General features: G+C 59.6%; 10 protein-coding genes (1 of these 10 only partly in view). 5 read left to right on the plus strand and 5 right to left on the minus strand.

Annotation, left to right across the window (positions count from 1 at the left end; translation table 11 throughout):
- Nucleotides 1–5 precede the first annotated feature (5 nt).
- Together CQ017_RS15905 and CQ017_RS15910 are read right to left on the minus strand one after the other, a co-directional pair.
- Nucleotides 6–662 carry a trimeric intracellular cation channel family protein gene (locus tag CQ017_RS15905; RefSeq protein WP_096286765.1) on the minus strand — a complete coding sequence of 219 codons (657 nt, stop codon included), beginning with the start codon at nucleotides 660–662 and terminating at the stop codon, nucleotides 6–8.
- A gap of 45 nt (nucleotides 663–707) precedes the next feature.
- Nucleotides 708–1,265: a DUF1697 domain-containing protein gene (locus CQ017_RS15910; protein WP_096286767.1), complete on the minus strand. Its 558-nt coding sequence runs from the start codon at nucleotides 1,263–1,265 to the stop codon at nucleotides 708–710.
- 75 nt (nucleotides 1,266–1,340) lie between these two features.
- Between CQ017_RS15910 and CQ017_RS15915 the strand changes: the two genes are divergently transcribed.
- Nucleotides 1,341–3,293, plus strand: coding sequence for a prolyl oligopeptidase family serine peptidase (locus tag CQ017_RS15915; RefSeq protein ID WP_105554520.1), 1,953 nt, complete (start codon nucleotides 1,341–1,343; stop codon nucleotides 3,291–3,293).
- Here CQ017_RS15915 and CQ017_RS15920 read toward each other — a convergent pair.
- Complete coding sequence (locus CQ017_RS15920) at nucleotides 3,290–3,685, minus strand: RNA-binding S4 domain-containing protein (protein ID WP_105554521.1); 396 nt, start codon at nucleotides 3,683–3,685, stop codon at nucleotides 3,290–3,292. The two genes, CQ017_RS15915 and CQ017_RS15920, sit on opposite strands and share 4 nt — an antisense overlap.
- 27 nt (nucleotides 3,686–3,712) lie before the next feature.
- On the minus strand, nucleotides 3,713–4,069 hold the full coding sequence (locus CQ017_RS15925) for a hypothetical protein (protein WP_096286773.1): 357 nt from the start codon (nucleotides 4,067–4,069) through the stop codon (nucleotides 3,713–3,715).
- Nucleotides 4,070–4,162: 93 nt separating this feature from the next.
- Here CQ017_RS15925 and CQ017_RS15930 point away from each other — a divergent pair, with 93 nt between their 5' ends.
- The 3 genes from CQ017_RS15930 (at nucleotide 4,163) to CQ017_RS15940 (ending at nucleotide 8,002) form a co-directional block, all read left to right on the plus strand.
- Nucleotides 4,163–6,535 carry a Tex family protein gene (locus tag CQ017_RS15930; RefSeq protein WP_105554558.1) on the plus strand — a complete coding sequence of 791 codons (2,373 nt, stop codon included), beginning with the start codon at nucleotides 4,163–4,165 and terminating at the stop codon, nucleotides 6,533–6,535.
- Between the two features lie 147 nt (nucleotides 6,536–6,682).
- On the plus strand, nucleotides 6,683–7,186 hold the full coding sequence (locus tag CQ017_RS15935) for a ferritin (protein ID WP_096286777.1): 504 nt from the start codon (nucleotides 6,683–6,685) through the stop codon (nucleotides 7,184–7,186).
- Between the two features lie 204 nt (nucleotides 7,187–7,390).
- On the plus strand, nucleotides 7,391–8,002 hold the full coding sequence (locus CQ017_RS15940) for an SH3 domain-containing protein (protein WP_096286779.1): 612 nt from the start codon (nucleotides 7,391–7,393) through the stop codon (nucleotides 8,000–8,002).
- Here the strand turns inward: CQ017_RS15940 and CQ017_RS15945 are convergent.
- The gene (locus CQ017_RS15945; protein ID WP_181148607.1) at nucleotides 7,999–8,643 is read right to left on the minus strand and encodes a response regulator transcription factor; all 645 of its coding nucleotides are present in this window, start codon (nucleotides 8,641–8,643) and stop codon (nucleotides 7,999–8,001) included. The genes CQ017_RS15940 and CQ017_RS15945 overlap by 4 nt on opposite strands.
- A gap of 435 nt (nucleotides 8,644–9,078) precedes the next feature.
- Here CQ017_RS15945 and CQ017_RS17945 point away from each other — a divergent pair, with 435 nt between their 5' ends.
- On the plus strand, nucleotides 9,079–11,138 hold the 5' portion of the coding sequence (locus CQ017_RS17945; RefSeq protein ID WP_181150573.1) for a choice-of-anchor G family protein. Its footprint extends 427 nt past the window's final position; 2,060 of the gene's 2,487 nt are visible here — the first part of the coding sequence; the start codon lies at nucleotides 9,079–9,081; the stop codon falls past the right edge of the window.

Below are 11,138 nucleotides of genomic sequence, written 5' to 3' on the forward strand. Positions count from 1 at the left end.
CGGAACTAGAAATGCCGTTGCGGTCCGTTCTCCGGTGGGGATCCCGGGGTAGGCCGGTGCCAGTGTCCGGCCGCCAGCGGGATGCGCCAGCCGAACTTCAGCGAGGCCAGCCGCGTGGCAAAGGTCAGCGCCGCGATGCCCACGCCGACCATGGGGTTGAAGAGCTCAAAGCTCCAGCACACCGCGGTGAGGATGCCGCCGATCATCGCCGGGATCGCATAGATGTCCCGCGGGTTGAACAAATCAGGGGTGACATTGGAAATGACATCACGCATCAGCCCGCCGCCCACCCCGGTAATCATCCCTAGCAGCACCGCGGTGACCGGATTAAAATCGTGCTGCAGGGCCTTGAGTGTGCCGGTCATGCAGAACAAGCCCAGTCCCGCGGCATCGAAGACCAGCACCAGGCGGTGAAGTTTTTGGATGGCGGGAGTAAAGCCATAAACGAGCAACGCGGCCAGCACCGGCGGCAGGAAATAAATGGGATGCCCGAAGGTGGCCGGGGACTCGTTCAGGATCAGGTCGCGCACCACGCCGCCGCCCAGGCCGGTGACGCCGCCGAGGAATACCGAACCGAGCATGTCAAAACCGCGGCGCGCGGCCATCAACGAGCCGGCGACGGCGAAAAAGAAAATGCCAACGAGTTCGATGACAATGAGCATGTAGTGGCCCTCAGCGAGTTGGAGTGGAAGCAGATGCAGAGCTTATTATTCTCCGAGTTCCTGCGCGCGAATAATCGTGGAAAGTTTTACTAAGGTATTCAGGTTGCGCGTGGTGATAATCCGCTGGCGCGCCTGCGCGGTGACAAGTTTCGAAACCGGGGTTTCAAGGCTTTGGCCCTTTGGGCTGATCCAGCACAAGCTCCTGGCGCGCACCGCCACCACCGTAGCATCGGCGAGTTGGGCCGCCGCGGCATATAGTTCCTGGGCATCGCGCTCACTGGCGCACAGGGTCAGGTAGCGGTGGAACTCGGCAGCTGCCGCGGGCACCGGCACCGGGAAGTCGGCGGCGAGTTCATGGACTTCGGCGGCGCTGAAAGCCAGCGCCGGAATGGGGCGGCCGTAGTAGTCGGCCAGCAATTGCTCGCAGTGCGCACGCAGCTCGGGCGCCGCGCCGTGCGGCGCGTCGAGGATTGCATTGCCGCTGGCGAGCACGGTTTTAACCGGGCCGTAGCCGGCCTCGCCGAGCAGTGTCGCGAGATCTTTCATCAAAACTTTGACGCCGCCGACGTTAACCCCGCGCAAGAACAATACGAACTTTGCCATGGCTCCATCCAAGCGCACCGAGTTAGCGCTTGTCGAGGGTCGTTCCTGGCCCGAAATATGACTAGGATCGAACACATGCTTCAGCACATGCCCTTTGGTTCCTGGCCCTCGACCATCTCAGCTGCGCAAGTAGCGGCTGGCACTAAACCGCTCGGCGGAGCCTGCTTCTTCGGAGACAAGCTGATCGTGCAGGAAGGCCTGCCTGCCGAGGGCGGACGGGTGACCCTTGTCGAGTATGGGCGCAGCGCTGCCGCGGCGGGACGTCAGCTGATCGCGGCACCGTATAACGTGCGCTCGCGGGTGCATGAGTACGGGGGTGCCAGCTGGCTGCTGCTCGAAGGGGCGGTCCCCGCGGTGGTCTTTGCAAACTTCGAAGACCAGCGCGTCTACTTGAAGGTGCTGGCCAATGAAGAGCCGGTGGCGCTGACCCCGCCAAGCATGATCGACGGCGATCCGGCACTGCGCTTCGCAGAATTCGTGCCGGGGCCGGCGGGCCAGGTGCTGGCAATTATGGAAGACCTGCGGGCCGAACCGGTGCGCCATATCGTGGAAATTCCGCTGGACGGCAGCGCCAGCGAAGATCTGGCGGCCATTCGACTGCTCAGCACTCCGGCGCGGTTTGTCGCCGGGCCGCGGCTGAGCCCGGATGCCACGCATCTGACGTGGATCAGCTGGGAACACCCGGATATGCCCTGGGATGCGACCGAACTCCACCTCGCCGAATACACCGAGCAGGGAACCTTGCGGGGCTCGGTGATCGCCGGAGGCCCGGAGGTCTCGGTCATGCAGCCCGAATGGACCGACGATGACCGGCTGACCTTCATCTCGGATGCCTCGGGATGGTGGAATCCCTACACCTACCAGCTCAGTTCCGGGCGCACCGTGCGTCTGGTTGACCGTGCCGCAGAGTTCGCAGGTCCGCTGTGGCAGGTAGGCACCGGATGGTATCTGAACGAAAATCAGCAGACCCTGTTGTGTTCCTACGGAACGGGCACGACCAAGCTGGCACGGGTGCATACGATTACCGGGGGACTGGAAGACCTCGCCTTGCCCTTCACCCGGGTGCGTCCGCTGGCGTTGCAAGATGGGTGGCTGTTGGCTGGCACCTCTTCGCTGACCCAAGGCGAAGAGATCTCCTTGATCAACGTGGAGACCCTGGAGCACCGGTCGGTGACCCGGTCGATCGCCGAGCTGCCAGAGCCCGCCATGCTTCCGGAAGTCGAAGAATTTGAATGCGCCAACGCGGCCGGCCAGGCGGTCCACGCGCTGCTCTACAAGCCCCGCCAAGAAGGCTTTGCGGGAGCAGAAGGGGAACTGCCCCCGTATGTCACCTTCGTGCACGGCGGGCCAACCAGCCAAGCGGTCGCAACGCTGAGCGCCACCGTTGCCTACTACACCTCGCGGGGCATCGGTGTGGTGGACGTGAACTATGGTGGCTCCACCGGTTATGGCCGGGATTATCGAAACCGGCTCCGTGGCGCGTGGGGTGTAGTCGACGTGGCGGACACCGTAGCGGTGATCAAGGCGCTCATCGCCCGGGGACTTGCCGATCCGGCAAGGATCGGCATCGAAGGCGGCAGCGCCGGCGGCTGGACGGTGCTGTGCGCGCTGACCTTCTCCGAGGTCTTCACCGCCGGCATCAGCCGGTACGGCGTCTCGGACCTGGTGGGATTGGTGGAGGATACCCACGACTTCGAATCCCAGTACATGTTCTCCTTGGTCGGTCCTTACCCGGAAGCGGCAGAGCTGTACGAAAAGCGGGCGCCTATCAACCATGTGGAGAAGATTTCCTGCCCGGTGCTGCTTCTCCAGGGCGATGAGGACAAGGTGGTCCCGCCGGCTCAATCACAGGTGGTGGCCGACGCGTTGGCCAAGCGGGGGATTCCGCATGCCTACATCCTGTTTGCCGGAGAACAGCATGGCTTCCGCAAGTCGGCAAATATCATCAAGGCGCTAGAAAGCTCGCTGTCGTTCTATGCACAGATCTTCGACTTCGCGGTGGACGTGCCAGCGATCGAGCTGACTTAGTCTTCGGGTCCCTGCCAGGAGGTGCGCAAGCGATCAATTTCGCGGCGGTCCTTCTTGGTGGGGCGCCCGGTACCCCGGTCGCGGATCGGGACCTGCGGGATGACGACCTTCTCGCGGGGCGGGGTGTGGTCCAGATAGCATTTGACGGCTACCGGCGCACCGACGCGCTTAGAAATGAGCCCGGTGACCTCAAGGTCCCGGTCCCAGCCGTCCTTACGGACCCGGATGCGGTCCCCGGGAACGACGATCTGCGATGCCTTGACCGGATCCCCATTGAGCCGAACATGACCGGCGCGGCAGGAGGTGGTTGCCGCCGAGCGAGTCTTATACATGCGCACCGCCCAGAGCCAGGCGTCAAGACGGACCTTACCGCCGGTGGGAATTTCGACCATAGGTCAAAAGTCTAGATCACCGTGGGATTAGTTGTTGTTTGCGTTGGCATCATCGCAGGCCTGCACCAGGCGATCTTGCAGTGCTTGCGGCGCCTGGTCTCCCGAACTTGCCAGTTCCTTGAGCACATCGACTATTGGCTGCGGCAAACCGCCGCCTTCAACCGAACCGATGATGGAACTGAGTACGCGCAGCTCTCCGGCATCTATGCTGCCATCCTGGACCGGCGCACAGGCCTGGCGGACCATCTCCGTGGCGGCAGCGTCAGTGAGCTGCGTGGCAGCCGACGTGGCGGTGTCTTCCAGCACGGAACAACCAGCGGTCACCATGATGAGCGACGATACGGCGAGTATCGCGGCTGACTTTCGAATTGCTACATTCCCCATAGCTAGCAAGTCTAGCGTCCAAGTTTTAGGATCTGCTGGGTGTGAACCGAGTTGATCATCTGAAGATTAAGCTCTTTGGGGCACAATGGTTCGGTGAGTAGCACAGAGCAGAAGATCATTGAACAGCTGGCGGCCGAACTATCTGGAGACTCCAAAGTCGCGGTCTGGCAGGTCAAAGCGGCCGTGGAACTTTTGGACTCGGGGTCAACGGTTCCCTTTATCGCAAGGTACCGAAAAGAAGTCACCGGGATGCTCTCGGACACGCAGCTGCGTTTGCTCGAAGAACGCTTGCGGTACTTGCGAGAACTCGAAGAACGCCGTGTCACGGTCCGCGAAGCCATCAGCGAAGCCGGAAAACTAACCGATCAGCTTGACGCCGCGATTTCGGCAGCTGCCACCAAGGCCGAGCTGGAAGACATCTACCTTCCGTTCAAGTCCAAGCGGCGGACCAAGGCGCAGATAGCTCGTGAAGCTGGGCTGGAACCGTTGGCGGATTTGCTGCTTGGCGATCCGAGCACCGATCCGCAGGTGGCCGCGGCCGCTTACCTCAACGTCGAAGCCGGCTTCGGCACCGAGCTGGATGTGCTTTCCGGTGCCCGTTCGATCGTGACCGAGCGGGTTTCCCAGGATGTCGCCTTGGCTTCCGAGCTTCGCGAGCGGCTGTGGAAGTCGGGCAAGATCGGGGCCAGCGCCGCGGCCGCCGCTACTGCTGAGGCGCAAGGTAAATACAAGGACTACCTCGACTATGTGGCGACCCTGGATTCGCTGCCTTCGCACCGGGTGCTGGCCTTGCTGCGCGGCGAACGCGACGGAGCGCTGAAACTGCAGTTCGCCGAGGCGGATCCGCGCGATGAGCAAGCGCTCGCCGCGGCCCGTACCGGCTACGAAAACGCCATCGCTTCCTCCCTCGGAATTTCCGCCAGCCCCGATGCCCCGGCCGCGAGCTGGCTGGCGCAGACCGTTCGCCTGGCATGGAAGGCCCGGCTGCTCACGCGATTTGAATCCGATCTGCGCGCTCGCCTCTTCGAAGCGGCAGAGGATGAATCGGTGAAGATTTTCGCGGCCAACCTGCGCGATGTGCTGCTGGCCGCGCCGGCGGGAAGCAAGGCGGTGCTCGGCCTCGACCCGGGTCTGCGCACCGGGGTGAAGGTCGCGGTAGTCGATCTCACCGGCAAGGTCGTAGATATAGCCACCATCTACCCGCATGCCCCGGCTAATCGGTGGGACGAGTCGGTGAAGACGCTGACCAGATTGGCGCAGAAGCACGGTACCTCGCTGATTGCCGTGGGCAACGGCACCGCGGGACGCGAAACCGATCGCCTGGCCGCAGAGGTCATCAAGGCACTGGGCGGCAAGGACCTGTCCAAGGTCATCGTGTCCGAGGCCGGAGCGTCCGTCTACTCTGCCTCCGAACTTGCCAGTCAAGAACTACCGGACCTGGACGTGTCGATCCGCGGCGCGGTGTCCATTGCCCGGCGCCTGCAGGATCCCTTAGCCGAGCTGGTCAAGATCGATCCGAAGTCCATCGGAGTGGGCCAGTACCAGCACGATGTGGGGGCCACGAAACTGGACCGTGCCTTGGACGCTGTCGTGGAGGACTGCGTGAATGCGGTCGGCGTGGACGTAAATACCGCGTCCCCGGCGCTGCTTTCCCGCGTGGCGGGCGTAGGCCCCCTGCTCAGCCGGAACATCGTCGATCACCGCAACGCCAACGGGGCTTTTGCCACGCGCAAGGAGCTGCTGAAGGTGCCGCGCCTGGGCGCCAAGGCCTTCGAGCAGTGCGCCGGCTTCTTGCGTATCACCGGTGGCAAGGAACGCCTGGATGCCTCCTCGGTACATCCCGAAGCGTACGCGCTGGCCAATAAGCTGCAGCAGGCTGCCGAAAGCCAGGGACGCCGTTTAGAAGAGCTGAACCCCGCCGACTTCACCACCGAGCAGTTCGGCGAGCCGACGATACGGGACGTCATTGCAGAACTTCGCCGTCCGGCGCGTGACCCCCGCGGCGAATTCGTTACGGCCGCATTGCGTGAAGGCGTGGAAACACTTTCCGACGTCAAGCCGGGGATGATCATGGAGGGCACCGTGTCCAACGTGGCTGCCTTCGGCGCGTTCGTAGATTTGGGCGTGCACCAAGACGGACTGATCCATGTCTCGGCGATGAGCAACAAGTACATCTCCGATCCGCGCGAAGTAGTCAGCTCGGGACAAATCGTCAAGGTGAAGGTCCTCGAAGTCGATGCGGCGCGCAAGCGCATTTCGCTCACCTTGCGTTTGGACGACGAGCTGCCGGGCGAGAAAACGACGCCAGAACAGACAAAACCGCGCGGTCAGGGTGGGCCACGGTCCAACGGCGGACCAAGCAAGCGGGGCGAGCGTGGCCAGGAGGGGAATCGGAAGGCCGCACCGGCAGCCAGCGCCAATACGGCCATGGCCGAAGCTCTGCGCCGCGCAGGGCTGGGGAAATAGGTAGCACCCAGGTGGTTGTTGCCCTTGCCTTTGTTAGCATCGGCTCAATTAACTACTGGTCAACGCTAAAGTATGCGCTAATTACCCTCGTGATAAGTGTGTCCGAACTTCGGTGACAAGCAAGAAAATGAGTCGTAGTCTGTAGACATGGAACTTACAGGAAAACTGGCAGAGGCCTTCAACACTCAGTTAACTCTCGAATTGACAGCTGCGACCGTTTACCGTCAGCTGGCAGTGGAAATGGACGTTATGAGCCTTTCCGGCATTGCCGGTTGGTTCCGTGCGCAGGCGGCCGAAGAAGTAGTGCATGCGGAGAAGTTCATGACTCACATGACCGACCGTGATGCCCGCCCTAAGATCGGCGAACAGCCGGCACCGGTGATGAACGTCAAGACCGTTGTCGACGCTTTCACCGTTTCCCTGTCCCACGAGCGCAAGGTTTCCGAAGCAATCCGGGAACTCTACCGACTGGCACAGACCGAGGGCGACATCGATTCGATCCCGATGCTGAACTGGTTCATCGAGGAACAGGTCGAAGAAGAGGCCACCGTTTCCGAGATTCTGGACCGGCTCAAGCTCGTCGGAGACGACGGCAGCGGCATTCTGCGACTGGACCGCGAGCTCGGGGCACGTACGTCGGCAGGCGAATAAAACTTCAGGAAGATAAAAACTCTTCAAACATGAAATAAACTTAGGGAATCAGCTAATTGCTGGTTCTCTAAGTTTTTCTATATCGAGGTGGTTGTGAACCAATTGGGTTATCCGCATCCTTCGGCTCGGACGTCGTCACCGACGCATACGCACCGCACGACGGCAGAGCTGAAACTACGTAAGGGTGCCGGGCGACACTACCTTGTGCAGAGCAATCTGAGCTCGGGAACGGAACTTGCGCTCGTTGAAGTGCGCGGCTCCTGGGCGCACGTTTACGTTCACCGAATCTATGGGTGGCTGCCGAATATCTATCTTGAACCGATTCCGGCGGCCTTTGAAGAAAACGTTGAAGGCAATCCTGAAGTAGCTAGCGGTTCGCGGGTGCTTTCGCGCTATTCGCTGATCGAGGCAACTCATCTCACCACCGCGACTCTCAATCTGCGCCAGGGCAGCGGCACGGGATATCCGGTACTCAAAGTCGTCGAACAGGCGAGCAAGGTGCGGATGGTGCTGCAACAGGGACTGTGGTCGCAAATCCAGTTTGGCCAACTGCTGGGCTGGGTCCCGAGCATGTATCTGCAGACCTTGCCGTCGCGTCCGGCCAAGGGCGGGCTCATCGCGGTTCCCAACCAACGGGCTCTGACGACCATTCAACTCAATGCCCGACGCGGACCTGGAGACCACCACTCTTTGGCGCGCATTTTGCAGGCCGACACCGCCGTGGTGATCGTGGCCCGCCAGGGTGCCTGGCGGCAGATCGACCGCGACGGTGAAGAAATGTGGATTCCAGCCAGCCAACTGCGGACCGTCTACTAAGCGGTCAGCAGATCCGCTGAGGTAATGAGCCCTGTCTCTGCTGCGATGACTGCCAGCTGAACTCGGTTCGAAACGCCGAACTCGTCCATGATCCGGGCCAAATGCAATTTCACCGACCCTTCGCTGATGTGCGTTGATCGCGAAATCTGGATGTTCGTCATACCTGACGCGACACCACGCACGAGTTGCCTGTCGCGATCACTCATTTTGTCAATGATTGCTTGATTCTGGGATCGCCTGGCGAATCGCAGCGGCTTCTCCCAACCTTCGGAGGGCTGGGCAAATAGTTGATAGCCGGCGGCGACCATGCGAAGCGCGCTGGGCAGCTCGGCGCTAATCGAATTCTTCGAAATCAGTCCGGAACTACCCGACTCGTAGGCCTTCGCGAGTTCCGCGCGCCCGTATGAATTGGCGAGCAGCACGACCTTCGTCGATGGTGCTTGGGACGTAATATCCTGGATGGCGAGATGGATATCGGCGCCACTAAGTGAGTACTCAAGAATCACGATGTGCGGGGTAAAGCTCACGGCATTTTGCACTGCTTCATGCATCGAGTCCGAGATTTTCTCGATCGTAATGTCATTGGCCGATGCTAAAACAGCGGAAATCCCTGCGCGCGAAAAATGATCGCTATCGGCCAAATGGACTCGAATAGGGGGCAAGGGGCATCATCCTTATTCAGAAAATACTCAGGTTGAGGTGCAACAGATCGCCCCTTCATGTCCCCACATGAGTTCATCCATTGCTTGTAGTGTAATCCTATAGCCATGTGGCTAAAAAAACACTCCGACAGTCGGCTGTTAAGTCTCAAATCAGACACGGTTTTCACAATGGACCTCCACCTAAGCGGTGTCAATACCTAATTTTGATGAATTTCAATTGAAGTGTATATGTCAGCTACCGACGGGTAACCCATATCAGCTAGATTTTTTAGCCAAGTGGCCAAGATTAATAACCTGAATTAGCAAAGAATTAGCTGAAAGAAACCTGAGAGTGTGGGGTTGCTCGGCATAGGGTCAAAGTTGGGTTTCATTTTGATGACCCAAAGATCACAACATCTAACTTGGAGGACAGCGGTGCAAGCTACTAATTTGCCGCCAAAGAAGAAGGGAACGAAGGCCAAGGGTGCTCGTCGGGTTCTAGCCGGCGCTGTAGTCACCAGCCTTTTCGTTGCCCCGACCGTTACCGCCGCACTTGCTGCGCCAGCGGATCACTCGGAAGCCTTTGGCCAAGTCATTAATGTCGACGGATTGGGCCTGGACCTAGCGGAAGCTGGTTACTCCTACTCAGCAAACCCAAGTTCGTCAACCGCGCAGGCGAATCCACTGAATGTTTCCGCCTTGAATGGCGCAGTGGATCTAACCCTGCCGACCATCAATCTTCCAGTAATCAGCGACGACGGCAGCGGATTGCTTGACCTTGGTCAAGCAGGCGCACTGTCCTCTTACGCGATTGCCGATACTGCGACTCATGCCAAGGGATCCGCCGGCGTATTGGGCGCAGATGGCGCCCTTGCCGTTGACACCAGCTCCGGTGACTTAGCAACGGTCGACTTGACGAAGCTGTTCGGTCAGCTGGGCATCGATGGAGTAACCACCGATGTATTAGACGTTGCAGAACTGCAACTGGGCGCACTTGGTTCGACTACCGAGCGTACCGATGGCGCGGATCCGACGCACGAGTACCAGATCGCCTCGGCTACCGTAGACCTGCACAGCCCGCTTTTGTCGGACCTCAGCGATACCTTGACTGCCACCACCACTGGCGCAGGCGAGGCGCTCAATGGGCTGGTAGGCGCAGAAGGTCTTGTTCCGCAGATTGTAGACGCACTGAATGCAGCAAATGTTAACTTGGGCTTGGCTGAACTTGGCCTGTCTAACGTTGCACTTTCTATTGATGGTCTTCCTGACGTCGTAGCGACTCTCAACGGTGTGTTGACAGAAGAGCTGATTTCGGAGTCCGGCCTGGTTTCGCTGAACCTTGGCGAAGGTACTGTCCAGCTTGACCTGTCAAAGGCAATTACCGGCGGGCTCAACGATCAGCCAGCCAACACGAAATTGCTTGACGACGCCGTAGCGCTGCAGGTGAGTGAAGAGCTGACTGGTCTTCTCGAAGGTGTCACCACCAAACTTACTACTGCCCTGAATGAAGTACTCGATCAGGCTTCCTTCACCTTGACCGCAGATGTGAACGCCGAAGTCGCAATACTTGGTGACCTCGTCGACGGCGGCATCAACCTCAGTGGTTCACTGGGTGATTTCCTGAATGGAAATACCGAGAATTTCACTGTCAACAATACGCTGGTCCTGCTACCGGGCCTGGGTGGCGGAATTGATCTAGGCGGAGTCCTTGACTCTGTAGTTGGACTGGTCATGGATACGACTGCTCCACTATTGTCGACAGTAACCGGTCTAGTGAATGCTCTTCCGGGCACCGTTGACGGACTGGTCACCGATGTAGTCGCACCAGTTATTGATGGAGCAATCGAGCCACTTTTGGCCGGCGTTCTTGAAATTACGATTAATGAGCAGGGCACGATCGCGAGCTCGGAAATCAGCAATCCTGCAGCTTCACCTGCCGCCGCCCAGATTGTGGCTCCGGCACCAGAGGGCGAGCTTAACTACGTTACTGCCTTGGCAATTGACGTCTTGCCTGATGTGGCCGGCGTCGGCGTTGATTTGGGAACCTCAGCGGTTCGAGCAGCAGCCGAAGCTACGGATACCGAAGCAACTGATGCTGTAGACGCTGACACCGAAGCAACTGACGCTGTCGATACCGAGGCAACTGATGCTGTCGATACCGAGGCAACTGATGCTGTCGATACCGAGGCAACTGATGCTGTCGATACCGAGGCAACTGATGCTGTCGATACCGAGGCAACTGATGCTGTCGATACCGAGGCAACTGATGCTGTCGATACCGAGGCAACTGATGCTGTCGATACCGAGGCAACTGACGCTGTAGACGCTGACACCGAAGCAACTGACGCTGTAGACGCTGACACCGAAGCAACTGACGCTGTAGACGCTGACACCGAAGCAACTGACGCTGACGCTACCGATGCTGATGCAACTGATGCTGACGCTACCGATGCTGATGCAACTGATGCTGACGCTACCGATGCTGATGCAACTGA

The sequence above is a fragment of the Arthrobacter sp. MYb224 genome, assembly GCF_002975455.1.
Lineage (GTDB): Bacteria > Actinomycetota > Actinomycetes > Actinomycetales > Micrococcaceae > Glutamicibacter.